General features: G+C 55.2%; 24 protein-coding genes. 17 read left to right on the top strand and 7 right to left on the bottom strand.

The genetic code is table 11. The annotated features are described in order from the left end of the window. Window positions 1-221: 221 nt before the first annotated feature. A complete protein-coding gene (locus H8B15_RS12935) occupies window positions 222-2,318 on the bottom strand; it encodes a TonB-dependent receptor family protein (protein WP_187320102.1) in 2,097 nt (698 codons plus the stop codon). Window positions 2,319-2,486: 168 nt separating this feature from the next. Here H8B15_RS12935 and H8B15_RS12930 point away from each other — a divergent pair, with 168 nt between their 5' ends. Beyond that, window positions 2,487-3,578: an acyltransferase family protein gene (locus H8B15_RS12930; RefSeq protein ID WP_187320101.1), complete on the top strand. Its 1,092-nt coding sequence runs from the start codon at window positions 2,487-2,489 to the stop codon at window positions 3,576-3,578. Window positions 3,579-3,732: 154 nt separating this feature from the next. Here H8B15_RS12930 and H8B15_RS12925 read toward each other — a convergent pair whose 3' ends face one another. Continuing rightward, window positions 3,733-4,599: an alpha/beta fold hydrolase gene (locus tag H8B15_RS12925; protein ID WP_187320100.1), complete on the bottom strand. Its 867-nt coding sequence runs from the start codon at window positions 4,597-4,599 to the stop codon at window positions 3,733-3,735. A 110-nt stretch (window positions 4,600-4,709) separates the two neighbouring features. Between H8B15_RS12925 and H8B15_RS12920 the strand changes: the two genes are divergently transcribed. The 9 genes from H8B15_RS12920 (at window position 4,710) to H8B15_RS12880 (ending at window position 13,724) form a co-directional block, all read left to right on the top strand. Then, entirely contained in the window at window positions 4,710-4,991 is a 282-nt protein-coding gene (locus H8B15_RS12920) for a hypothetical protein (protein WP_187320099.1), read from the top strand. Between the two features lie 4 nt (window positions 4,992-4,995). Next, window positions 4,996-5,694 carry a hypothetical protein gene (locus H8B15_RS12915; protein WP_187320098.1) on the top strand — a complete coding sequence of 233 codons (699 nt, stop codon included), beginning with the start codon at window positions 4,996-4,998 and terminating at the stop codon, window positions 5,692-5,694. Window positions 5,695-5,745: 51 nt separating this feature from the next. Continuing rightward, complete coding sequence (locus H8B15_RS12910; RefSeq protein WP_187320097.1) at window positions 5,746-6,939, top strand: PQQ-dependent sugar dehydrogenase; 1,194 nt, start codon at window positions 5,746-5,748, stop codon at window positions 6,937-6,939. A gap of 170 nt (window positions 6,940-7,109) precedes the next feature. Beyond that, window positions 7,110-8,396: a dicarboxylate/amino acid:cation symporter gene (locus tag H8B15_RS12905; protein WP_187320096.1), complete on the top strand. Its 1,287-nt coding sequence runs from the start codon at window positions 7,110-7,112 to the stop codon at window positions 8,394-8,396. Between the two features lie 487 nt (window positions 8,397-8,883). Then, window positions 8,884-9,432: a hypothetical protein gene (locus tag H8B15_RS12900; RefSeq protein WP_187320095.1), complete on the top strand. Its 549-nt coding sequence runs from the start codon at window positions 8,884-8,886 to the stop codon at window positions 9,430-9,432. Window positions 9,433-9,603: 171 nt separating this feature from the next. Further along, a complete protein-coding gene (locus tag H8B15_RS12895) occupies window positions 9,604-9,927 on the top strand; it encodes a hypothetical protein (RefSeq protein WP_187320094.1) in 324 nt (107 codons plus the stop codon). A 14-nt stretch (window positions 9,928-9,941) separates the two neighbouring features. Beyond that, the gene (locus tag H8B15_RS12890; RefSeq protein WP_187320093.1) at window positions 9,942-10,250 is read left to right on the top strand and encodes an outer membrane protein assembly factor BamE; all 309 of its coding nucleotides are present in this window, start codon (window positions 9,942-9,944) and stop codon (window positions 10,248-10,250) included. Window positions 10,251-10,391: 141 nt separating this feature from the next. Continuing rightward, the gene (locus tag H8B15_RS12885; RefSeq protein WP_187320092.1) at window positions 10,392-13,214 is read left to right on the top strand and encodes a S8 family peptidase; all 2,823 of its coding nucleotides are present in this window, start codon (window positions 10,392-10,394) and stop codon (window positions 13,212-13,214) included. Window positions 13,215-13,475: 261 nt separating this feature from the next. Then, the gene (locus H8B15_RS12880; RefSeq protein ID WP_187320091.1) at window positions 13,476-13,724 is read left to right on the top strand and encodes a hypothetical protein; all 249 of its coding nucleotides are present in this window, start codon (window positions 13,476-13,478) and stop codon (window positions 13,722-13,724) included. Window positions 13,725-13,804: 80 nt separating this feature from the next. Here H8B15_RS12880 and H8B15_RS12875 read toward each other — a convergent pair whose 3' ends face one another. After that, the gene (locus H8B15_RS12875; RefSeq protein ID WP_187320090.1) at window positions 13,805-14,512 is read right to left on the bottom strand and encodes a carbonic anhydrase; all 708 of its coding nucleotides are present in this window, start codon (window positions 14,510-14,512) and stop codon (window positions 13,805-13,807) included. A 131-nt stretch (window positions 14,513-14,643) separates the two neighbouring features. On the opposite strand from H8B15_RS12875, the gene H8B15_RS12870 reads away from it, so the two are divergent. After that, complete coding sequence (locus H8B15_RS12870) at window positions 14,644-15,057, top strand: hypothetical protein (protein WP_216859147.1); 414 nt, start codon at window positions 14,644-14,646, stop codon at window positions 15,055-15,057. Between the two features lie 6 nt (window positions 15,058-15,063). Here H8B15_RS12870 and H8B15_RS12865 read toward each other — a convergent pair whose 3' ends face one another. Beyond that, the gene (locus H8B15_RS12865; RefSeq protein ID WP_187320089.1) at window positions 15,064-15,750 is read right to left on the bottom strand and encodes a TIGR02117 family protein; all 687 of its coding nucleotides are present in this window, start codon (window positions 15,748-15,750) and stop codon (window positions 15,064-15,066) included. Window positions 15,751-15,887: 137 nt separating this feature from the next. Further along, window positions 15,888-18,194, bottom strand: a complete 2,307-nt coding sequence (locus H8B15_RS12860; protein WP_187320088.1) for an aconitate hydratase — start codon at window positions 18,192-18,194, stop codon at window positions 15,888-15,890. 167 nt (window positions 18,195-18,361) lie between these two features. Here H8B15_RS12860 and H8B15_RS12855 point away from each other — a divergent pair, with 167 nt between their 5' ends. After that, window positions 18,362-19,648 (top strand): TlpA disulfide reductase family protein, encoded by a 1,287-nt coding sequence (locus tag H8B15_RS12855; RefSeq protein WP_187320087.1) that lies wholly within the window; start codon window positions 18,362-18,364, stop codon window positions 19,646-19,648. An 86-nt stretch (window positions 19,649-19,734) separates the two neighbouring features. On the opposite strand, the gene H8B15_RS12850 is transcribed toward H8B15_RS12855, so the two are convergent. Continuing rightward, window positions 19,735-20,325, bottom strand: coding sequence for a GNAT family N-acetyltransferase (locus tag H8B15_RS12850; RefSeq protein WP_187320086.1), 591 nt, complete (start codon window positions 20,323-20,325; stop codon window positions 19,735-19,737). A 152-nt stretch (window positions 20,326-20,477) separates the two neighbouring features. Between H8B15_RS12850 and H8B15_RS12845 the strand changes: the two genes are divergently transcribed. Next, the gene (locus tag H8B15_RS12845) at window positions 20,478-20,804 is read left to right on the top strand and encodes a hypothetical protein (protein ID WP_187320085.1); all 327 of its coding nucleotides are present in this window, start codon (window positions 20,478-20,480) and stop codon (window positions 20,802-20,804) included. Between the two features lie 171 nt (window positions 20,805-20,975). On the opposite strand, the gene H8B15_RS12840 is transcribed toward H8B15_RS12845, so the two are convergent. Beyond that, on the bottom strand, window positions 20,976-21,956 hold the full coding sequence (locus H8B15_RS12840; protein WP_187320084.1) for a polyprenyl synthetase family protein: 981 nt from the start codon (window positions 21,954-21,956) through the stop codon (window positions 20,976-20,978). Window positions 21,957-22,112: 156 nt separating this feature from the next. On the opposite strand from H8B15_RS12840, the gene H8B15_RS12835 reads away from it, so the two are divergent. The 4 genes from H8B15_RS12835 (at window position 22,113) to H8B15_RS12820 (ending at window position 24,515) form a co-directional block, all read left to right on the top strand. Further along, window positions 22,113-22,487, top strand: a complete 375-nt coding sequence (locus H8B15_RS12835) for a DMT family protein (RefSeq protein ID WP_187320083.1) — start codon at window positions 22,113-22,115, stop codon at window positions 22,485-22,487. A gap of 38 nt (window positions 22,488-22,525) precedes the next feature. Beyond that, a complete protein-coding gene (locus H8B15_RS12830; RefSeq protein ID WP_187320082.1) occupies window positions 22,526-23,386 on the top strand; it encodes an alpha/beta hydrolase family protein in 861 nt (286 codons plus the stop codon). A gap of 96 nt (window positions 23,387-23,482) precedes the next feature. Then, window positions 23,483-23,968 (top strand): 2-amino-4-hydroxy-6-hydroxymethyldihydropteridine diphosphokinase, encoded by a 486-nt coding sequence (gene folK / locus H8B15_RS12825; RefSeq protein ID WP_187320081.1) that lies wholly within the window; start codon window positions 23,483-23,485, stop codon window positions 23,966-23,968. A gap of 55 nt (window positions 23,969-24,023) precedes the next feature. Further along, a complete protein-coding gene (locus H8B15_RS12820) occupies window positions 24,024-24,515 on the top strand; it encodes a hypothetical protein (protein WP_187320080.1) in 492 nt (163 codons plus the stop codon). Window positions 24,516-24,570 lie beyond the last annotated feature (55 nt).

Raw genomic sequence — 24,570 nt, 5'->3', positions numbered from 1 at the left:
GAACATAATGTGATACTACCGGGAAAAAGTATAGAGAGAAAACCAAAAGACGAACGCATCTGACTTTAATAAAAGAATATCAGAGATGTAACTTCATTCAAAAAGCAGTTGAGTGGTGCCTATCGGCAGTTTTAACGCCTTATAATTTAGATTTTATATAAGATGTTGCTCAGGTTGTTACGGACAATATGAACGCTTTCCACACCATTTATTGCAACTCTCTACCAGCGCCAGCCTACCGTGGCGCCGCCGTACCAGTTGCGGCCGTTGGCGGGCTGGAAGTAGCGGTTGCCGAATGCGTTTAGGTCATTGCCGAGGCTGTAGTTGCGGTCGGTGAGGTTGTTGACGCCCGCAAACACGTCCATTTCCAGGCGGCCCAGCAGAGTGCGGCGCCAGCCGGCGCGGCTGCCGAAGGTCCAGTAGCCGGTGGCGTACTCCGTGTTGGCATCGTTGAGGGGTAGGCGAGCTTGGTGGTTAACGGTGGGGTAGAGGTAGAAACCCAGCTGTGAGGTAGCGTCTAGGCCGGCCGTGAGCGTATGCGGCGCGGTGCCCGTAAGGCGGTTGCCACTGAAATCATTTCCGCCCGACTCGTAGGCGCCGAATCGGTAGCGCTGGTAGACGTAGCTGGCCCAAGCACGCACGCCGGTGGGTAGGGCAGTAGGTTGGGTACCCACGGCTGCATTGCGCCACAACCAGCCGCTTAGGGTGGCCTCTACCCCGCGCTGCCGGGTGGTGCCGGCATTGTAGAACACGCTCACGCCCTGGTTGGTGGTGCGCGTCACGATGGTTTGGTTCAGGTGGAAATCGTAGGCAGCCACATCAAACGTGAGGCGCTCTTGCCAGAAAGAGCCGCGGGTGCCTACTTCATAGCTGGTGCCGCGCTCGGCCTGCAACTCCTGGTTCAGAGCACCATCGGAAGTACGAATGTCGTCGGTGGTGGGCGGGGCGTAGCCGGTGCTCACGCTGCCGTACACCGACCATTGCGGCGTCAGTTGCTTCAGCAGGGCCACCCGCGGCGACACCTCCGGCCGGAACGTGCGCGTCAGCTCGTAGCCGTCGGGATTGGTGGTAGCGTCCGATACCCGCGCAATGCGGTAGCGCAGGCGGTTGTAGCTGGCGGCCACGGTCAGCAGGAAATCGGCGGGCAGCTCATAATCAGCCTGCGCAAAGCCGAAGCCTGTGAGCGTGCGTACCTCGTCGTTGTAGCGCAGCGCCCCTACCCTACCACGCAGGTTCTGGAAGCTGCGTCCATCCAAGAAACCCGTTTGCAGCTCGCCGCCGGCCGTGAGGCGTAGCGTGCGCCCGGCCAGCGCCGTGCGGTAGGTGAACGTAGTGCGCCCGCCGCCGCCCAGCTGGGTATTGCGCTCATAGTCAGTAATAGCCGCCGTACGGATGGCGCTGCCGGTGGTGTAGAGCGTGGTTTTGTTGGAAAAGCGCTCCGTGAAGCGGTACTCGTGCGACACGCCCAGCAGCGCCGTGCGCGAGGCGTAGAATGTGTTTTGCGCCACCGAGCCCGCCGCGGTGGCCGTGCTGGGCCGCGCCTGCCGCGGGTTCTGCTCGAACTGCGCCCGCGTGAGGCCGCCGGGCAGCTCATAGTCGATATCGGTGTAGAGCACGTGCACGCCCACGGTCTGCTTGGCCGATGGCCGAAACTCTCCATCCAGCGCTACCACGTCGCGGCGCAGGGCGCTTTGCTGGCGGTAGCCATCGAGGGTCTGGCGCACGTACTGCGCCCGGATGGAGCTAGTAGCCATACCGCTTTCGGCCACAGCCGCGTAGCGCCGTAGCCCGTAGCTACCCGCCGTAAAACCCACTTGTGCCCGCGTGGTGCCTATCTCGGGTTGGCGGCTGCTTAAGAGGGCCACGCCACCCGTGCCGGCGCCGTACACGCTGCCGGCCGGGCCTTTCAGCACCTCAATGCGCCCTATACTTGCGGCGTCTAGCAGGTTGAGGGCCGTGCTGCCGGTGGCGTCCGTAAACGGAATATCGTTGTAGTACACCTTCACATTGCGCACACCGTAGGGCGAGCGGAGCGAGCTGCCGCGGATGTTGAGCCGGTAGCTGGCCGTGGCGCGCTCCTCCAGTCGCACGCCGGGCAGCGTGTTTACGGCTTCAGCCAGGCTGGCTTCGTTGAAACGGCCGATAACGCGGGCGTCTATCACGCCCACGGCGGCAGCCGTGCGGCGCAGTGGCAAGTTTTGGCCGTAGCCTACCACCGTGGCTTCTGGTAGCACGCGCGCTGTATCAGAAGGTGTGGTTTGGGCGCGCAGAGTGGCGGGCAGCAGTATTAGCAGCAGCAGCGAGTAGCGGTAGGACATCAGGGAGCAGCAAGGTGTGTTGTGCCCAACGGGAAGTAACGGGTGTTTGTTTGGGCAATTTTATGCGTTGCGCGCTCGGCAGGTCGATATAACAGATTTATAGTAGTTTGGCCAACTACTCCCTGTGAAAACTCTATCACACAGCAACGTACTTCCTGGAATTCTACTATGCAATCAACACTATCTCCGCCTACTTCTCTTGCTAGCAGGCCTCATTTAGAAATACTGGATGGCCTTCGAGGGGTAGCCGCTGTAGCCGTGGTGGTATTTCACTTCATGGAAATTATTATCCCTGATTCCAGCAAGAATTTTATCGGGCACGGGTATTTAGCCGTTGATTTCTTTTTCTGCTTATCGGGTTTTGTCATTGCTTATGCATATGACAATAGAATTGCCGAGATGAGTATTGGGCGCTTTTTCGCACTGCGACTTATTCGCCTGCACCCGCTGATTCTTATCGGTACTGTAGTGGGTTTGCTCGAATTTCTTTTTGACCCACTGGTTGATTTATATGCTGTTTATGGAGCGGGGAAAACCTTTCTACTGGTCATATCGTCTGGCTTACTCGTTCCCTATCCGCTAGTCACGGAGCGGTACGCCAATATTTACCACTTAAACCCGCCCACGTGGTCGCTATTGTGGGAATACGTAGCCAGCATTTTCTACGCATCGCTGCTTTTCAGGCTGCGCAATAAAGGCCTATGGATTTTAGCACTTAGTGCGGCCGCGGTCCTTTTCTATACGGCGTATCATTTTAAAAATCTGTCTGTTGGGTGGAGCGGCGAAACGTTTTGGGGCGGCGGCAGCCGGGTGTTGTTCTCGTTTCTGGCAGGTATGCTAGTATACCGCTCGCGGTGGATACTGCCGTCGCGGCTTGGGCTGGGCGGTGTAGGTGTGCTGTTGCTTCTTGCCTTGCTTTCTCCGTTTTCAGATCAGTACAACTGGATAACCGAGCCACTTATCGCCATTGTTTACTTCCCGTTGCTGATTGCCCTGGGCGCCGGCGCGCAGGTATCCGGACGGGCGGCAACGGTTTGTCGGTTTTCCGGCGAGATTTCCTACCCGCTCTATATCATACACTATCCATTTATCTGGCTGTTTTATAGCTACTTCCAAACACAAAAACCCGATACCAACCAGCTACGTGTTCTGGTACCGCTGGCAACCGCCGCGCTGATTTTGTTGGCTTACCTAACGTTAATCTGGCTGGATATCCCCATTCGGCGGCGCCTCAAACACTGGCTGGACAAAGCCCGCTGAGTGCGCATCCTCTTTAAAATTTTAAAACGCCGTTGCGCACTGTAGAGACGTTTCGTCGTTGTTGATGTTGTTTGCTAGAGCGGTGCTAACGCGAGTCGTTCAACGACGAGACGCAAGGAGACATCTCTACAGCGTTCAGAAACTGAGGTTTTGTCTATTCCAGCCCTTTCAGTCCGTGCTTGGCAAAGTTCAGTAGGTCGCGGTTGAACCGGTCTTTATCTGTCAGAAACAGGCCGTGCGGGGCACCGTCGTATTCGAGGTAGGCAGCTTGGGGCACGTATTGCCACATGCGGCGCCCGCCTGCATCGGCGGCAGCTAGCTCGTCGTGGCTACCGTGGATAACTAGGGTAGGGATGGGTACGGCCAGGCTCAGAAAGGCCAGATCGGCGCGGAAATCGGTGGTACCGAAGGCCGCAATGCAGGCTTCGGTAGCCCAGGGCGCAGCGTGCTGGCAGAGCTGTTGCATCCATTGCAGTGAAGCACTGCCCACGGAAGCGTGCAACAGGCCGCTGCTGTAAAATTGCCGGTTGTAGTTGCGCAAGAACTCGAACCGGTCGGCGCGGACACGGGCAATTTCCTCCTCGCGGTCTTCTTCGCTCAGTCCCGCAGGGTTAGTCTCATCCTGAAAAAGGTAGGGCGTCACCGACGACACGAACACTACCTTACCTACCCTGGCGCCCTGGTGGCGGCGCATGTAACGAGCCACCTCGCCCCCACCCATCGAAAAGCCTACCAACGTCACGTTGTGCAGGTCTAGCGTATCAAGCACGGCCTTTAGGTCGTCGGCCAAGGTGTCGTAGTCGTAGCCATTCCAGGGCTTATCAGAGTAGCCGAAGCCGCGTCGGGAGTAGGCCACTACGCGTGCGCCGTGGCGCGGCAGCTCGCGCAATTGCGGCTCCCACATCTCCAGGCTGGCGGGGTAGCCGTGCAGCAGCACGATGGGGTCGCCCTCGCCCAAATCGACATAGTGCAGGCGGATAGGCTGGTGTTGGGCGTCGTGGCCGACGGTCAGAAAGTTCATGCAGGCAGAGCAAAAGGTGATTGGAGCTTGTGCGTACGGTCTAACGCGGACGGCCGTTTCGTAGGCTTCGGTGGTTTTTGCGTAGCTTAGGCTCTATCCTACCTTACTGTATGAAGCAATACCTCACGCCCCAAGTACTGGCCGCGCTGCAACGCCTGCCCACCACCGAGGCCCCTACCCCCACCACGCTGGCCACCACGCCTGAAGAGCTGCACCAGCGTGCCACCCAGCTCGACCCTACCCTGGCCGAGCTACCGCTGGACGCTATCGAAGCCCAACTGGCCGGCATCTACGACGATGATACCTGGACGCAGCAGCAGCTGCCGCAGGTACCCGAAGGGGTAGCACATCGGTATACGTATGTGTATGTGAATCAGGAGTTATTAGGATAAGCCGATGTATTTCCCACGCCGCTACCGCCGTAAGTTGTTTTTCCCACCGGGGCTGCTGGCGCTGGCGTTTCTGCTGCTGATGGGGTGTATGTGGGTGAGCAGGGATGTTCGATTAAAGCCGAAATATGTCATTGAACTGAACATGCCACCGCCTTATCCGACTAATGATCCAGGCATTAATCCCCCACCATACTCCCTGTCAAAAGACAAACTAGAAAGGTTTCGCAAATGGGACAATTTCATTGTAACTGGCAATAAGTTGCAGGATTCTATTTCACTATCATTCGCAAGTAAAATAGCGCTTCAGTACCAGATAGATACTTTACAAGAAAAAGGCATGCGTATTATACTTCAACCTAAGTCAAAATATGTTAGCATGATCACTATATTAGATATTATGAAAAAAAGCAACATCAAGAAATATTGGTTTGATATATTTCATTCTCCTACTACTTTTTATGCCATTACTGAAAAATACGTGCCGACATCAATCACTGAAAAATCTTATATGTTCATATGCGGCACTAGTGACCACATAGAAATAATTAATTATTCAGAGGAAGCTAAAGAATCATTTCTTAGCCGCTTAAAGCAATTCATTTTACCTTTTTTTATTTCACCTTGGCGTAATTCCTTATTTCTCCTTTTCCTCATCGGCATCGTGTCTATGTGGAAAACAATGCAATTCCGCTGGCAGCCGTAACCCTACCTCTTTATCCGCAGTTGAATAGGACACACCCTACCTCATTCAACCATGCATCTACTGCGCCACACCTTAACCGCGGCGGCCCTGGCGACTACGCTCACCGCCGCCGCCCAAAACGACTACCAGAAGTCCGTCAAAGCATCCTACGACGGCCACATATTCAAGCCCGAGCAGGTAGACCCCACCGATGCCCGAGTGGCACAGCTAAAGGCCCCGCCCGGCTTTAAAATCACCAAGTTTGCCGATAAACTGGAGAAGCCCCGGATGCTGGCCGTGGCCCCTAACGGCGACGTGTACGTATCAAACCGCGACAAAGGCACCGTTACGCTCCTGCGCGACACCAACAAAGACGGCCGCGCCGACCAAACCAAGCAGGTAGCCCAGGCCGACAACCTGCACGGCCTAGCCATCAAAGACGGCAAGCTCTACGTGGCAGCCATCCGGGATTTGTACGTGGCCGATATTCAGAAAGACGGCTCGCTGAGCCAGCTCAAGCGTCTCTACGACGACCTACCCGACGCCGGCCAGCACCCTAACCGCACCCTCAACTTCGCCCCCGACGGCACGCTCTACCTCTCGGTGGGGAGCACCTGCAACGCCTGCGACGAGAACAACAAGGAAAACGCGACCCTGCTGCAAGTGAAGACCGACGGCTCGGGCCGCACCGTGTACGCGCAGGGCCTGCGCAACACCATCGGCTTTGGCTGGCACCCGCGCACGGGCCAGCTGTTCGGCTTCGACCACGGCATCGACTGGCTGGGCGACGAGCAGCAGCACGAGGAGTTGAACGAAATCAAAAAAGGCGGCAACTATGGCTGGCCGTTTGTGTTTGAAGACGGTAAAGCCAACCCCGCCGATGAGCCGCCCGGCGGCCAGAGCTATGAGCAGTATGCCGCTAAAACCGAGAAGCCTAAGCTGTTGTACAAAGCCCACTCGGCCCCACTGGGCATGGTGTTTTACAACGGCAAACAGTTTCCGCAGGAATATCAAAACGATGCTATCGTGACCATGCACGGCTCCTGGAACCGCGCCGAGCCCTCGGGCTATAAACTGGTGCGCGTGCACTTCAACCAGCAGGGCCAACCCGAAAAGTTTGAGGATTTTGTGACCGGCTGGCTCGTCGACAACGATAAGGCGCAATTTGGCCGCGTGTGCGGCATTGCCCAACACGCCGATGGCTCCTTGCTGGTATCGGATGATGCGAATGGAGTGATTTACCGCGTGGCCTACGCGAAGAAGTAACTCCTTTTCACCTGTCATCCTGAGCGCAGCGAAGGACCTTCTCACGGCAGAACGACTCACATTAGGTAGTTACTATCTGACGTAGGTCGTTCTGCCGTGAGAAGGTCCTTCGCTGCGCTCAGGATGACATACTTTCTACTCTACCGCCCGCTTTCGTAGCTTCGCGCTGCATGAAGAAACTCTCCCGTAACCTCACATTTCAGGTTCTGACGGCCATTGCGCTGGGTATTTTAGTTGGTTCTATTTTCCCGGAGGTAGGCGCGGCGCTGAAGCCCATCGGCGACACGTTCATCAACCTGATCAAAATGCTGATTGGGCCTATCATCTTCCTGACGGTGGTGCTGGGCATTGGCAACATCGGCGACCTGAAGAAGGTAGGACGCGTGGGGGGCAAGGCCATTCTCTACTTTGAAATCATCACCACGTTTGCGCTGGTGATTGGGGTAGGCGCAGCCAATCTGGCCCAGCCCGGCCGCGGCATCGACACCAGCGGCGTGGCCGCCCAGGCCAGCCAAACCGCCGAGTACGCCGAAAAAGGCGCCAACATGGACTGGGTAAAATTCTTTACCCACATCGTACCCGACAGCTTTGTGGGCGCCTTCGCCGAAAGCGACGTGCTGCAAGTGCTGCTGATAGCCGTGCTGTTTGGGCTGGCCCTGAGCAAGGTGAAAGTCGATATCAGCGCGCCGGTTATCGGCATGTTTGAGAAGCTGAGCCAGATCTTTTTTGCGGTGCTGGGCCTGGTAATGAAGCTAGCGCCGCTGGGCGCCTTCGGTGGCATGGCCTTCACCATCGGGAAGTACGGCATCAGCACGCTCCTACCCCTGGCCAAGCTAATGCTGACCGTGTACGGCACTATGGCCTTGTTCATCTTTGGGGTGCTAGGGCTGGTGGCGTGGCGCTACAAATTCAGTATTCTGACGCTGCTGGGCTTTATCAAGGAAGAACTGTTGATTGTGCTGGGCACGTCGTCGTCGGAGTCGGCCCTCCCTCTGCTCATCGATAAGCTCGAAACCTTTGGCTGCTCGCGCTCGGTGGCGGGCCTGGTGATTCCTACGGGCTACTCCTTCAACCTTGATGGCACCACCATCTACCTGTCCATCTCGGCCATTTTCCTGGCCCAGGCCTTTGGCATCGACCTTTCGCTTACGCAGCAGCTCACTATCATCGGTATTTTGATGCTGACGAGCAAGGGCGCGGCGGGCGTTACGGGCTCGGGCTTTATTGTGCTGGCCTCTACCCTGGCCGCTACCAAGGTGATTCCCGTGGAAGGCATGGCTCTACTGCTGGGCGTAGATCGGTTTATGTCGGAATCGAGGGCCATTACCAACATCATCGGCAACGCCGTGGCCACGGTGGTCATTGCCAAAAGCGAGAACGAGTTTGATGAGGAAAAGAACCGCCTGGCTTTGGCCGGCCGCATCCAGCCCGAGGCACAGGAAGTAGCGGAGGAGTAGGGGCGTGTTGCGCGCGCCCGGCGCTGCTGAGGTTGTTGAAACTGCCGTAACAAACTATCTGGCTACCATTTTATCTTTGGTACAAGCGTACGGTTACACCTCACCAACACGGTAGTCTTTGAAAAGACGAAACCCCGACTGTTGGAGCAATCGGGGTTTCAGAAAGTAGGTGCTGTAACACCTAAATTCAATCGACAAGGAGCGTAAGATGCGTACGAAAGCGGAAGGGGCTTGACCGGTTTAGCTTCTTTCGCGTCTCCCTAGAGCTATGCAAAACAGCTGTGAGAGCGGTGATTAGAGCCGTAGTTAGCTACTGGCTCGAACATCACTAGTTGCAGGTAGCCGGTGCCCGTGTGGTGCCGGCTATTTTTGTCTCAGGACTGTGTCAAATTCGTCTCAATCTGTTTCATAACTATCTCAAAGTTGATAAGGTTGCACGAATATTTCAAACAATCATCGATCAGCATATCAGCCCATCAAAAGCCCAATGCCCGCCCTACCCCCCGACCTGCGTAAAGCCTTATTCAACCTTCGCCAGAAAGAAAAAGACCAACTGCTGGCCCGCCTCGTGGCTCAGGATAGCGTGCTCACGGAGCAGCTCAGCTACCGCCTACTCGAAGGCCCCGACGCGTTGGAGGACCGCCGCCACCGCTTGCGCCAACAAGTAGACGACCCCGTGCGCGGCTACCACCAAACCCCCAACGACCTGCTCGTGATTTTGCGGCAGCTCCAGGCCCGGCTGGCTTACCACACCAAAATTACGGGCGACACTTACGGGGAGGTGGAGCTGAGCTTCCGTCTGCTGCTGAACGTGTTTGCGCACCAACCCGAAAGCATGGCCCGTCTGCACGGCCCTACCCAGCCCTTGTTGCAGCACGTGGCCCGCCGCACGCAAGAAGCCCTCAAACAAGCCCAGAAACTGCACGAAGACTACCATGTGGAGCTGGCCGACAGCATCAATGAGCTGCTGACACGGCTCTATCAATCGGCCGCCGCACCGCTGGCGAGAGAATTAGGCGTGCCGGTGGCATGGTGAGATAGTGAAATAGTGAGTTTGGCGTTCTGCACTGCGCCAATAGTGCCAAAACAGTAACAAACTCACCACCTCACCATCTTTTCATTGCACTACTGCACAACTTCCCCATTCTGTAATCAGTAGAAGCAAGAACAGCCGCCGATAATCGGTCAGCTCTATCATTTCTACCCTATGTCGTCTGTTCCCACTCCCGAAAATGTGCGCGTACCCCAACACCTTTCCGATGCCGACTTACGGCAGGCGTTGGAGGAACTGGACGCCAAAATAAAAACACTGCACAACCGCGCCCACGCTACCACTGCCGGCTCGCACGCCACCTACCACGAGCACGCGGCGGCACTGGAAGCCAAGCGGGCAAAACTGGTTGCGCAGCTCGGCCCTGCCCCCGCCGAACACACGACTGGCACTACGCTGTCGGAACAAAATAAAAGCCTGTGGGAAGAAATAGCGCGGGGCATCGAAAACCTGCGCAACGACCTGCGCGACATCGTTTAGAAGTACCCTACCCTATGAAACTACACGCTACGCTGGCCGCTGCTGCTGCCTTGCTACTGAGTGCCTGCACCGCGCAGGAAAGCTACAAAAACGCGGTTAGCTGCGCCGAGGTAACTACAGGAATGACGCAGGAGCAAGTGCGCCACCTAATGGGTGAACCTACTGGCGACGACGCTACTGGCAATGGCCACACGTGGTCCTACCTTTTCGGTAGTGCCACCGACACGCAGCCCATCAAGATTATGTTTGACGCCACTGGCAAAGTAACAGGTAAAGAATGCGCCCCGGAAGCCTCGGGTAGTGAGCGGCCTACGGGCAACTAAGCGGCCGGCGAAACACGCGCAAAAAGGCGGGGTTCTTGCAGTAATTGAGAGCCACACAAGCGGACGAATCCGTACTCATCGGCAAGTTCGTATGGACTAGCAGATGGTCAGTACTTTCTACCGCTCCCTCATCCGCTCCCGATGCAGCTACTGCTACGCGCTATTCGTTATTTCTTGCTGATTTGCTGGTTGCTACCTGTTATGCGGGTAGCAGCTCAACAGTCTGGTTCGGCTACATCTTCAGCCCCCACCGTACAGCCAGGACGGTTGGTTTTCCGTTTGAAGCCGGAGCTACGTCATCTGGCTACTGCTACTGCTATTGCTGAACCTACCTTGGTGACCGCGCTGCAACGTCTTGGCGCGACGCACCTGCACCAAAAATTCAGCCATACACTCCTCCCCGATCCTGAAAAGCCCGAATCGGTAGATATCAGCTTGATTTATGAAATCCAGCTGCCTACCCCCACGGACCTTGACCGAGCACGGCACCTACTTCAGAATACTGGTTCCGTATTATACGCCGAGCCGCTTTACTATTACGCGCCCCTGTCTCAGCCCAACGACCCTCTGGCTGACTCCACCCGTGCCGATGGGCAATATTACCTGCGCAACATTCGAGCGTACAGTGCCTGGGATATCACGAAGGGCGATACAACCGTTGTAATTGGTATTTCTGATACGGGTATTCGCTTTGACCATCAAGATTTAGGTCAGGTAAAGTACAACTATGCAGACCCAATTGATGGCATTGATAATGACAATGATGGTTACGTAGACAACTTTAGAGGCTGGGACTTGGCCGACAACGACAATAACCCTTACGTTGACGCACTGCTAGGTCCTAAGAAACATGGTGTACTGGTTACCGGCATAGCAGCAGGCACACCTGATAATGCTAAGGGTATAGCTGGAGTAGGCTATAAGTGTCGCTATTTGCCTCTCAAAATATATCCCAGTACGGCCCAAGGCGCTTTTGCGGGTTATGAATCGATGGTGTACGCAGCCGAGCACGGTTGTCAGGTAATTAATCTATCGTGGGGCGGACCAGGTAACCGCTCTCAGTTCGAGCAGGATATTATCAGCTACGTTGCTGTAAACCGGGACGTGGTGATTGTAGCAGCAGCCGGCAATACTAATTTGGAAGAGGATGTTTATCCTGCCAGCTACGACCATGTACTGTCAGTGGCTGGTCTAAAAGCTGATAATACGAAAGGCACCTTAACTTATAGCCGTCGCGTTGATTTGTGTGCGCCAGGTACTGATATTCTAACAGCATGGGGCGATTATATCGATGGCTATACGGCAGTAATGGGTTCGTCGTATGCTTCGCCTATTGCGGCAGGTGTGGCGGCGTTGGTGCGCAGTCGGTTTCCTACCTATTCAGCAGCACAAGTACTTGCGCAGTTACGTGCCACTACCAATCCCGATATTTACACTCTTCCCGGTAATGCGGCCTACATAGGCAAGCTGGGCACAGGCCGGTTAGATGCATACCGAGCTGTGCTAACCACCGATGCGCGCGCTGTGCGAGTCGTACGCAATCAGGTACTGCGCACCAATACCGTAGGGCAACAGGAGTTGGAGATAGAGGTGCAAAATCTTTTGCAGCCGGTAACTAATCTACAGGTGTCTCTCACATCACTTTCTCCCTACCTCACCACTCCTGCTGCTGTTTTTGGCGTGGCAGCCCTCCCTACCCTCGGAAGAGCCACCAACATCGACCGCCCCTTTCGACTGACGATTGCTGCCAATACGCCCCTCAATGCCAAAGCACTGATTGAGTGCCGGCTAACGGCTGACAATGGTTACCAGGCCACACAGTATCTAACGGTAGTATTAAATCCTGGCTATGTAGTACTCAATGCCAACGACTTACAGCTTACCCTAGCCAGCCAGGGCACGTTGGGCTACGACAACCCTGCCTCCGGCATTGGAGAAGGGGTTACTTATCGTCAAGGCAGCTCGCTTCTATATGAAGGGGGATTGGTGGTAGCTACCTCGCCCACGCGTGTTTCCAGCCAAGTGCGTGGTGCCAAGGGTACCGATCAGGATTTTTACATGCAAAGTCAGACGCTCTTCAGCCGCCCTGTGCGGGCCACGCAAGAGGCGCAAGGGGTATTTCAGGACTCGCTACCCAGTGCTACACGCAACCGCACGGTAGGGGTACGTGTGCACCAACACGCCTATGCTTGGGCTGCTGCTCCCGCCCGCAACTATGTAGTACTGCAGTATCGGCTCACAAATATGACACCTGATACACTAAAGCCGCTATACGCTGGCCTGTTTATGGATTGGGACCTCCCCCGCGATGCCGCCCGTAACGTGGCCCTGTGGGATGCCAGCCGCTCGCTGGGGTATGTGTATAGTGTAGCTACGCCTGATCTGTATGCGGGTGTACAAGTTCTGGATGGTGGTGCGCCAGCGTATTATGCCATCAACAATGCAGCTACTACGGGTCTGGTAGCACCAGCTGCCGAGGGTTTTAGCCGCGCCGAGAAATATGCTGGCCTCAGCAACGGAACTACATATGCCAGTGCCGGCCTACCCTATGGCGCCGATATATCGCAGCTGGTAGGCGCCACTCTGCGCGCCCTCCCACCCGGCGACTCCACTACTCTAACGCTGGCCGTGTTGGGGGCATCATCGTTGCCAGAATTACAAGCGGCTGCCGACGACGCCCGCCAGCGCTTCGCACAGGTGCTACCCACGCGCTTGGCGTCGCCTAGCATCACCTGGCAGGTCTACCCAAATCCTACTACCGGAAAACTGCATATAGAGGTACCGCCTACCTTCTCTCCTGTTGGCATCCGTTTGTTTAATCAGGCAGGCGCTGTGGTATTGCAACAGGCAGCTACTACCCGTACTGTGCTGGATTTGCATCCGTATCCAGCGGGGCTGTACCTCCTGCAAGCATACTCAGCTAATGGTAGTACACTTTCTCAACGAATAGTTGTGCAGCCATAGCCAAAATGGTTTCTGGCTTAGTGCGTCTTGCTCCTCAGCATACTAACCACAAGATTATATACGTTTTATAAGAAACAATAATAAACTAATTATGTTAGCAAATGCAATAAAACATAGTAAGAATACTATATAACAACTCTATACAAAAAAGTACAATTTATACGCATTTATTATAACTATTTGACTATTAAAGCCGCATTAAATTTAGAATATATAAGTACTAATTTGCTTAGATTCGAATCAATATTCGTATCTTTGGATATGTCGAAAGTCAAATTACCCGTTCCAACGCCCGTGCAGCATTTTGCCCGCTGCGTAGACGACTCGTGTCGCCCGGCTGACTATGTAGGCGAATGGCCCGAAGCGGGCCAGATCTATCCTGTGCGCGTGTTAGCACACGCCCGTACTGGTGAGCCGCAGGTGCACATTCTGGGTTTCTACGCCGAGGCACCTTATGGTGCGTTTGCAGCTAAGCGCTTTGCGCCTGTTGCCAGCATCTGGCTGAACTAACTAGCCAGCCGTTTCTTCACGCCTTACCGGCTGCCTCCGTTACGCTACACGGAAGCAGCCGTTTTTATTTAGCGCCGGTTCTATCGTTTGTTTTCTACACTCGCTTCCTTCCCAATCTCCAAGGCGGGCGTGCTTTTGCCGCCATACAGTGTCTCTTCACTCAGGTTATAAATGTCTTGAATGTCGTGCAGGATGTGCTCAAAATCCAGGTTCAGATCTTTCAACAGACCAGTTCGCAAGTCGAATACCCATCCGTGTACAATGGGGTAGCCTTGCTTGAGGTAGGCCTGCTGCACCACAGCGGTTTTAATGACATTCACGCACTGCTCCTGCACATTTAGCTCCACTAAACGGTCATAGCGAGCATCGGTATCCTCAATAGCATCTAGCTCGGTGTGGTGCAAGCGATATACGTCACGGATGTTACGCAGCCAGGGATTCATAATGCCCAGATCCTTTGGTTGCATCGCTGCTTTTACGCCACCACAACCGTAATGCCCGCATACCACAATGTGCTTCACCCCAAGGTGCAACACAGCATATTCAATCACCGACATGGCGTTCAAATCGATGTTAATCACCATGTTGGCAATATTGCGATGCACAAAAGCTTCGCCGGGGGCCACGCCCATCAATTCTTCGGCTGTTACGCGCGAGTCGCTGCACCCAATGTACAAGTAATCAGGGCGTTGATCAGAGGCCAAACGCTTCAGAAAGTCCGGGCCGGATGCCTCATTGTTGGCTACCCACTGGCGGTTGTTCTCGAAAATCTGTTCGTATGTAATCATGGTAGGTTTGGAAAAAGTGCAGACAGTTCTCGGCTATACTACGATTTTGTTGGAGAATAGCTGTCTATAACTGCGTTACTTTTCCAGCCGATGTGGTGTTCCTACCTTTGTTCGGACTAACATTTCACCGTATGACTCCGCCCTCCGAACAGTTTGTGTACACCATTCCCGCAGCGTACCGACGCTTGGAAAACCTACACATTCTTTTCTGGCTACTCAAGGATATTGGCTGGTGCATGATCTGGAAACCTCTTGGTATTAGCATGATCTTTCCTACCCTGAGTATTGCGTTGCTCATTACGTGGCGCACCCGCGGCATTAAAGCCGAGCTGGCACATAATCTAGCCATTGTGTTCTGGATTACAGCCAACTCTTACTGGATGATCAGCGAATTTGCTGGTTTTGACGCGGTACAACTCGGCTACGGCTTCACGGGCAAACACTTAGCCTTAGTACCATTTCTGCTGGGCCTGAGTATTCTAGCTTATTACTACCTCATCGAAAAGCCGCGCGAGACGCAGCCCGAACAAGTGGCTACTTTATAACGTGTGCTACCGATACTGATAGAAAATACCCGAATCAAACAGTGTCCAGAGAGCGGCCTTTTGGTTGGCGACTTTCAGGCCATCGTTTGCCCAGGTGTTGCAGGTGTAGAATAGGTTATACACGCGCTTGGCCTCATAAAACGCATCGTAGCGGCCGTAGCTATGGCCTGTGATGTGCTGCACCCTACCCTGCGCATCGTAGCGGAAGCTATTTTTGATAAACTCAATCAGGCGGGCGTAATCGGCGGGCTTGAGATAGATGCGTACGCAATCGGGGCCTTCGCTGGGCTCGTGATAGAATGTGGTGTGCATGGCCGAGGAACTGAGCCAGAACATGGCTTCAAAGGCCGTGCTAACCTTCAGATCGGCCCAGGTAGGCGTATCGAGGTAGAAGCCTTTGTCGCCCCACCCAAAGCCCACATAGCGCATGGTAGTATCGGAAGCGGGCGTATCGGTGTAGGGAATAAACTCGCTCCAATCGATTTGCGAGGTACGCACGGGTAGTACAATGTCAGTATGCACCCCGTTGGATAAGATAAAGGCCTCAATAGCGCCCTCGGTTGGTGGGGTGCGCGTACCCACCGGAATGCGTGATAAGATAAACGACGTGCCCAAATACAGCGCTACCGCTCCCAAAATACCTGTGCCGGTATAGGCAATTCCTTTTCCTATCTTCTGAAGCGCTGTTGCCATAAAGAGTGTTGAGCTTTTTCCTTCATACGATTTCAGCCGAAAAGTAACCAGCGCTTCCTACCCTCGGCAACATAAAAAGCCGCTTCTCTACGTGAGAGAAGCGGCTTTTAGAAGGTAGAGCAAACTACACCAACTCGTTACACGAGGTTACCAGCCGTGTCGGTAGGTACCTGGCCCGACTCCTGCAAGCGGATCAAGTTGAGGGCCGAACCGGCTTTGAACCACGCAATCTGCCCCTCGTTGTAGGTGTGGTTGAGGGTGATAAGGTCGGTGTCGCCATCGGCGTGGTGCAGGCGGGCCTGCAAGGGCTTGCCGGGCTGGAAGTCCGTCAGGCCCAGGATGTCGATGGTATCGGCTTCCTCGATCAGGTTGTAGTCGTTCTTGTCGGCGAAGGTGAGGGCCAGCATCCCCTGCTTTTTCAGGTTGGTTTCGTGGATACGGGCAAACGACTTCACAATCACGGCGCGCACGCCCAGGTGGCGGGGCTCCATGGCGGCGTGCTCACGCGAGCTGCCTTCGCCGTAGTTCTCGTCGCCTACTACTACCGTACCGATGCCCATGCTCTTGTAGCTACGAGCGGCCTGCGGCACGGTGTTGTAGCCGTCGCCTTGCACTACGAAGTCGCGTACCGAGTTGGTCTCGTCGTTGAAGGCGTTGGTAGCCCCGATGAGCATGTTGTTGGAAATGTTATCCAAGTGACCACGGTACTTCAACCACGGACCGGCCATCGAGATGTGGTCGGTAGTGCACTTGCCTTTGGCTTTGATGAGCAGACGCAACCCTTTTAGGTCGGTGCCTTCCCACGCTTTGAAGGGCTCCAGCAATTCCAAACGCTCCGAGGTAGGATTAACAACAACCTCCACGCCCGAGCCATCGGCAGCGGGCGCCTGGAAGCCGGCATCCTCTACGGCAAAGCCCTGGGAGGGCAGTTCAATACCCATCGGCTCGTCCAGCTTCACTTGCTGGCCGTCTTTGGTGGGTAGGGTGTCGGTGAGGGGGTTGAAAGTCAAATCACCGGCAATGGCGAAGGCCGTTACGATTTCGGGCGAAGCCACGAAAGCGTGCGTATTCGGGTTGCCGTCGTTGCGCTTGGCAAAGTTGCGGTTGAACGAGGTGATGATGGAGTTCTTGCGCTTGGGGTCGTCGGTGTGGCGGGCCCACTGGCCGATGCACGGACCGCAGGCGTTGGCCAGCACCACGCCACCCATCTGGGCGAAGGTGTCGAGGAGGCCGTCGCGGGCTACCGTGTAGCGCACCTGCTCCGAGCCGGGCGTTACGGTGAATTCAGCATTTACCGACAGGCCTTTCTGCACAGCCTGCTGGGCAATGCTAGCGGCGCGGGTGATGTCCTCGTACGACGAGTTGGTGCAGGAGCCAATCAGGCCTACTTCCAGCTTTTCAGGCCAGCCAAACTCTTTTACAGCCGCCGCGAATTGCGAAATCGGCCAGGCGGCGTCCGGCGTGAACGGGCCGTTCACGTAAGGCTCCAGCTCCGACAGGTTGATTTCGATCAGCTGATCGAAGTACTTTTCCGAATCCTGGTACACTTCGTCGTCGGCGCGCAGGTGCTGGCGGATGCCGTTGGCCAGCTCGGCCACGTCGGCGCGGTCGGTAGAGCGCAGGTAGTCGGCCATCTTATCATCGTAGCCAAACACCGAGGTAGTAGCCCCAATTTCAGCGCCCATGTTGCAGATGGTGCCTTTGCCGGTGCAGCTCAGGTTATCGGCACCTTCGCCGAAGTATTCTACGATAGCGCCGGTGCCGCCTTTCACGGTCAGAATACCAGCTACTTTCAAAATCACGTCTTTGGCCGAAGCCCAGCCCGACAGCTTGCCGGTCAGCTTCACGCCAATTACTTTCGGGAATTTCAGTTCCCAGGCCATGCCAGCCATCACGTCTACCGCATCGGCACCGCCTACCCCAATGGCAATCATGCCGAGGCCACCCGCGTTGGGCGTGTGCGAGTCCGTACCGATCATCATGCCGCCGGGGAAGGCGTAGTTTTCGAGTACTACCTGGTGAATGATGCCAGCGCCGGGCTTCCAGAAGCCGATACCGTATTTATTGGAAACCGAAGCCAGGAAATCGTATACTTCCTTGTTTTCGTCGTTGGCCGTGGCCAAATCTTCCGAAGCGCCTTCTTTGGCCTGGATCAGGTGGTCGCAGTGTACGGTGCTGGGCACCGCTACCTTGGGCTTGCCGGCCTGCATAAACTGGAGCAGCGCCATTTGGGCGGTTGCGTCCTGCATAGCCACGCGGTCGGGAGCGAAATCGACGTAGGAAACGCCCCGCTCGTAAGCCTGTTTTACGTCGCCGCCGTAGAGGTGGGAGTACAGGATTTTTTCGGTTAAGGTGAGCGGGCGGCCAACGGCGGCACGGGCGGCTTCAATGCGCTGGCCCATACCGGCGTACACGGCCTGAATCATTTCTAAGTCAAACGCCATAATGCAAAAAGGGAAAAGGTGAACTAGGGTAAACTTCCTAATAGGTACGCAAATATAGTTGCCCGGCGTTGCGCTACCCAAACTTTATCTTAGCCAGAACTTAGTCTATAAACCAACTACCTACCGTAGTAGTTTAGCTTTGACTCATTCCTTACCTTGTTTAGAATATGTCTGTTTTTCAGAAGCTCCTCTTGGGTGCTGCTACTGCCCTCACCATAGCCGCCTGCACCTCCAATTCCGGCGACCGTACAACCGCTGATTCTGCCGCCGACCAGCCTTCCGGTCCGTTGCGCGAAGGTCCGTGGCGCGGTGTTCTTACAGCGCAGGGTCAGCAGATCCCCTTTTTATTCGTGGTCGAGAAAGACTCAGCCAACCAACCCGTGGTGTACCTGCGCAATGGCGAGGAGCGCCTGAAGCTGGATGAAATCACTACGGCTGGCGACTCCACGACCATCCGGCTGGGGGCGTTTGATGCGGCATTGGTCGTGCGCTCCGCCGGCGACGGGCAGCTGACGGGTGCCTGGGTGAAGTATGATGCCAAAGAGCCCTACCGCGTGCCGTTTACGGCGCAGCTGGGCGGGCAACAGCTGTTTCTCAGCAAACAACAACTCAACCCAGCTGACTTCAATGGCACTTGGCGCGTCACATTTCAAGGCAATAAGCCCGAAGATTCCTACCCTGCCGTAGGCGTATTCGAGCAAAAAGGCCACGACGTGACGGGCACCTTCCTGACCACCACCGGCGACTACCGCTACTTGGCGGGCCAAGCCAACGGCGACACGCTCCGCCTCTCTACTTTCGACGGTAGCCACGGTTTCCTGTTCACGGCGACTAAACAAGCAAATAACACATTGCAGGGCGATTTCTACAGCGGCAAAAGTGGCCACGAAACCTGGACGGCCACCCTCGACCCCAATGCCAAGCTACCCAACGCCGACTCACTGGCGGGCATGAAGCCAGGGCAGAAAAAGCTGACGTTTAAATTCCCCAGTGTGCTGGAAGGCGGCAGTATTTCGCCCTCCGACCCCAAGTACCAGGGCAAGGTAGTGGTGGTGCAGCTGTTGGGCTCGTGGTGCCCCAATTGCATGGACGAAACCAACTTCCTGGCTCCGTGGTACGAGAAAAATAAGCAGCGCGGCGTCGAAATCATTGGGCTGGGCTACGAGCGCACGCCCGACCAGAAGAAAGCTGCCGAGAAACTGCGGAAGATGAAGCAACGCTTCAACGTGGGCTATGATGTGGCCGTGGCCGGCGTGGCCGACAAGGACGCCGCCGCCAAATCCCTACCCCAGGTAGAGAAGGTGCTGGCCTTTCCTACTACTATTTTCCTGGATAAGAAAGGGGAAGTGCGCAAGATTCACACGGGCTTCTCTGGCCCCGGTACCGGCAAATACTACGACCAGGAAATTGCCGAATTCAACAAGACGATTGATCAGCTTCTGACCGAAAACTAGGTTATAGCACCGCCGAGGCTGAAAATAGCGCCCTGTCGCTCTGCGGGATTCTCCTGTGGGGCGACAGGGCGCCTTGCTTTTGCCTGTTACTCAACAGAGAGGTTTTTGTCTTCTCGCAGCCGTTCCAACACAACAATCGTATCGTTGTGATAGGTAGCGCGGGCAAACTCCTGAAAGCCAAATTTCCGCGCCAAATTCAGGGAGGCTATATTATCGGGGTCGATGATGCAGGTGATACGATTTGTTGGTAGCTGCGCATCAGCCCAGGCCAGTGCAGCATGCAGCGCCTGCGAGCCGTAGCCACGGCCGTGCACGTGCGGAGCCAGTACCCAGCCTGCCTCTGGTATACCTTTAAGTGAGGGTGTGAGGTCGCGCTGGAAATCAAAGAAACCGACTGTGCCTAGGTATCGGCCAGTAGCTTTTTCCTCGATAGCCCACGCACCGTAGCCCAACATAGCCCAGTGCCCTAGCTGCGCTAGCATACGGCGCCACACCTCTTCTTCAGAATTGGGCTTGTTGCCCAGAAAACGATAAAAGACCGGGTCGGTGTGCATGGCAGCGGCTTCCGGCAGATCGGTGGGGTAGGGGGCACGCAGGTACAGATCGGCCGTTTCGAGGAGGGGCACCAAGGGTAGGGGCGTCGTCCGTAGGTTAAGGGGTAAGGAGGCAGAAGTCATCAGCCGGCAAGATAACATACCTCTGGTCTGCGCCCCATGCTGCGTTGACCACTTTGGCGGTCATCACACGGTTTCTGGCAACTTAACAGGGCCTTCTGCGCGTACACTAAGGCTATACCGCCCTTTTACTCCAAAACCAAACCAACCTCCCTATGTGGATTCAACAAAAAGCCGACGAGCGTGCCTCCCTTTCCGATCTGCAAGGCCGCGCCGTGGGCCTCAAATTTGAGTGCAATAAGTGCCACGCCGAGGTATTTACGGACCTCATTGGCGTGCCCGCTCCCGATGCCCCTACCCCCGGCCAGCCCGAAACAGCCGCCGAAGGCTATGAAATCGAGGAAATCCAATGCCACAACTGCGGTATGCGCCACGAGCTAATGGTAGACAGCACCTTTGATGGTGTGCTATTCAACGTGAGCGAGGTAGCCCCGGACAAAGTGAGCTACCAGGTAGCCGAGCCCGAGCAAGACCTGCGGTAGTCTGTCTAAACCACGGATTCGCTCGGATTTTCCGGATTCCACGGATTTTGTGGACGACTACAAGCAAAAAGCGCTTCCCAAATGGGAAGCGCTTTTTGTTTTCGTACGGTTTAGGTTGTTCACAAAATCCGTGGAATCCGGAAAATCCGAGCGAATCCGTGGTTCAGATAATCAGTGATTCCGCTCGATAGTGTAGTTAATCAACTGTTCCAGCGACGTGCGGGCCGGCGACGCCGGAAACGTGTAGAGCAGCTGCAAGGCCTCGTCGCGGTAACGCTGCATGGTTTGGATGGCGTAGTCGAGGCCACCCGATTGCTTCACGAAGTCGATAACAGCCTGGATACGGTCTTTGCGGCCGTCGTTGTTTTTGACGTTGTAAATCACGCGGCGCTTGGTGAGCCAGTCGGCTTGTTGCAAGGCGTAGATGAGCGGTAGTGTCATCTTTTTTTCTTTGATGTCGATGCCCACCGGCTTGCCTATTTCGGCCGTGCCGTAGTCGAACAGGTCGTCTTTGATCTGAAAAGCGATGCCTACCTTTTCGCCAAACAAGCGGGCTTGCTCAATAGTAGCCGCATCGGCACCAGCCGAGGACGCGCCCACAGCACAGCAGGAGGCAATCAGCGAGGCGGTTTTCTGACGGATGATATCGAAGTATACGTCCTCGGTGATGTCGAGGCGGCGGGCTTTCTCGATTTGCAGCAACTCGCCCTCACTCAGCTCGCGTACGGCGTTGCTCACAATTTTCAGCAGGGCGTAATCGTCGTTTTCCAGACTCAGCAGCAGGCCCTTGCTAAGCAGGTAGTCGCCCACCAACACGGCTATCTTATTCTTCCAGAGCGCATTAATAGAAAAAAAGCCGCGGCGGTAGTTCGATTCGTCCACCACATCATCGTGCACCAGGGTAGCCGTGTGCAGCAGCTCGATGAGGGCCGCGCCGCGGAAAGTGGCTTCGGGCAGCGGGTCGCCGCCGCAGATTTTAGCCGAGAAGAACACGAACATGGGCCGGATCTGCTTGCCCTTGCGCTTCACAATGTAGCCCATGATTTTGTCCAGCAGCAGGACGTTGGACTTCATGGACTGGCGGAATTTGCGTTCAAACTCTACCATTTCGCCCGCAATGGGGGCTTGTATCTCGTCCAGGGTTACTTTCATGCGGGCAAATTGGGCGCTGCAATGATACGGGGAAAAACGATGAGATATAGTGCCTTTCTCTATCAGATCAATCGTATGTGTATCGCGGAGATAAACAGCACACCGCAGCCGTAAGCTCCTCTTTGTTCTCTCATTCCTCTTTTTTTCCTCTCTTCTATGCGTGGAATCACCTCTCTTGTGCTACTCACTGTTTCCAACCTATTCATGACCTTTGCTTGGTACGGCCACCTGCATTTGTTCAAGAAAATACCCTGGTTCGCTAAGCTGGGGCTCACGGGCGTTATTCTGGTGAGTTGGGGATTGGCTCTTTTTGAGTACATCTTTCAGGTGCCGGCCAACCGTTTGGGGTTTGTTGAAAACGGGGGGCCGTTCAGTCTATTTCAACTCAAAGTGATTCAAGAAGTTGTGACGCTCACTGTATTTACACTATGCGCCGTCTTCGTCTTTAAAACTGATAAGCTAGGGTGGAATCATGTGGTAGGCTTTGCGTTGCTGGTAGCAGCCGTCTATGTCATTTTCAAAAAATGGTAACCCACTTTATTGCTTAGTTGCAGTGTACCTTCGCTTCTATGGCTTCTTCTGTTCCTATTTCCGCCGATTTTCTGCTCCGCAGCCCCAACCACACGCGCCCGTTTGCGGCCGATGCCCGCTACCTGCCCACTGGGCAAGCCAAGCCAGTGGTGGTGTTTGTGCATGGCTTTAAGGGTTTCAAGGACTGGGGCCACTTCAATGTACTGGCCGACTACTTTGCCCGGCAAGGCTTTGTGTTCATCAAGCTGAACCTCTCACACAACGGCGTGGTGGTAGGCGGCAGCGGCGACCTAGAGGATATGGAAGCCTTCGGGCACAATAACTTCAGCCTGGAGCTAGACGATCTAGGCGCCCTGCTCGACGCGCTGCACACGCCCGGCGCCACGCCCCTACCCCCCACCGAGCTGGACCTCACGCGCCTCACCCTCATCGGCCACAGCCGCGGCGGCGGCTTGGTGCTGCTGAAAGCCGCCGAAGACACCCGCGTGACGGCCGTGGTTGGCTGGGCCGCCATCAACGACATCGACCAGCGCTGGAGCCCCGACCTCATGCAGCGTTGGCAAACCGATGGCGTACAGTACATCGACAACGCCCGCACCGGCCAGCGCATGCCGCTCTACTACCAGCTGGCCGAGGACTACCAGCGCAACAAGACCCGCCTCGACATCCCTACCCTGGTACGCACCCTGCGCCAGCCCCTGCTCCTGCTTCACGGCGACCAGGATGAAACCCTGCCCGTGCAAATGGCCCACGACCTACAAGCGTGGCAGCCCCGCGCCAAGCTGGTGGTGGTGCCCGGCGCCAACCACGTCTTCGGCGGCCGGCACCCCTGGGAAGAAACGACCCTGCCCGTCGATGCCCAGCGCATAGCCGACGAAACCATTGCCTTTCTGCGGTAGGGGCGCCTTGTAGGCGCCCGTCGTTGAACGACGCCTCCCCCTCCCGACAAATTTTATAGCCCCCGAGCCACGGGCGCCTGCAAGGCGCTCCTACCCATGCCTACCCTCGCCTACCTCCTACTCGGCAGCAACCTCGGCAACCGGCAGGAAACCTTGCGCGCCGCCGTCGCACAGCTGCACGAAGCCGCCGGCCCCATAGTAGCCCAATCCAGCCTCTACGAAACGGCCGCCTGGGGCTTCACTGACCAACCTGCATTTCTGAACCAAGCCGTAGCCGTAGCTACCTTGCTGCCGCCTGAGACGCTGCTCGCCATCTGCCAACAGGTAGAGCAGCAAGCCGGCCGCACCCGCGAAATCCGCTGGGGCGCCCGCACCCTGGATGTGGATATTCTGCTCTACGGGCAGGAAATCATCGATACCCCTACCCTGCAAGTGCCCCACCCGCGCCTGCCGGAGCGCCGCTTCGCGCTGGTGCCGCTGGCGGAAATTGCGCCGGAGGTAGTGCATCCGGGGCTGGGTAGGACGGTAGCGGAGTTGCTGGCGGGGTGTGGAGATGCGTTAGGGGTGAAGCGAATCAGCTAACAGATTCTATAAATACATATTAATTAAAATTCCTTTTTAATATTTTGCATCTTCTATGATAAAAAAGTTGACAGAACATGAGTTATCATCAATTAAGAGAAATCTTCCACAAATAAAGAAGCAGCTGTATAAAGACAGGGAATTATATCATGGAATATGTATTAGTATTTTTGAAAAATGGTTAAGTAAAGATGAATGCGAAAAAATTTATAAAACTAATCCAACCATATTGGCTGCTTGGCGAAGCAGATTAGAAAACGTAGTAACCGAGTTTTATAAGCTGACAACTATATATTTATGGCGACACAAAAACAATTATCGCATTGTTTTCTATAAGCCAAATGACTCAAAACATTTATATAAAAGATGCAATATTAGAAACCAGATTTGGAGTACCGGGCATAGCTATGATCTGCTATTGCCTGAATATTCTGCAGTTTATAGTGAAGAGTTCGATTGGACCAATATTATTTGGTATAATGATTTCGAAAAAATACAGCCTTTACTAGAATTAGTCAGAAAATCAGGTTTGTATATTCTTCCCTAAGTAGATATAGAAAATCCCAGCAGTAATTACTGCTGGGATTTTCTATATCTGTTAT

Source organism: Hymenobacter citatus (genome assembly GCF_014333615.1).
GTDB classification, from domain to species: Bacteria; Bacteroidota; Bacteroidia; order Cytophagales; family Hymenobacteraceae; genus Hymenobacter; species Hymenobacter citatus.
This window is presented reverse-complemented; position numbering and strand designations above follow the sequence as displayed.